This window comes from Bacillus cereus group sp. N21, assembly GCF_016483395.1.
In the GTDB taxonomy this organism is placed as follows: Bacteria; Bacillota; Bacilli; order Bacillales; family Bacillaceae_G; genus Bacillus_A; species Bacillus_A pseudomycoides.
This window is the reverse complement of sequence record NZ_JAEHBX010000393.1, coordinates 1-249: the sequence shown is the minus strand read 5'-3', so window position 1 is coordinate 249 and position 249 is coordinate 1. Positions and strand designations below refer to the sequence as shown.

Genomic DNA, 249 nt, shown 5'->3' with positions numbered 1-249 from the left:
CACCAGGTCTTTTTCTATTGCTATCCATTTCCAATAACGCTCACATTTTACGTCAATCATTTGTACTTTGCGTTTCAGTTGTAATTTTTTTAGTTCGCGCTCGATCTCTTGTTGCGAGCAGTCATATATAAATGCTACTTCTTTTGAAGATATAAATTGCGTTGCTTCTAGTAACATTTCTAAAGGCGGTAATGGTTCTGGCTCGATTTCACATTTTACGAGCTCTTTTAATAATTGTACGTATACATC

Annotated in this window: 1 pseudogene; it reads right to left on the bottom strand. The window is 35.3% G+C overall.

Annotation, left to right across the window (positions count from 1 at the left end):
• Positions 1 to 249: pseudogene (locus JDS96_RS31335) on the bottom strand (DsbA family protein); the annotation flags it as partial.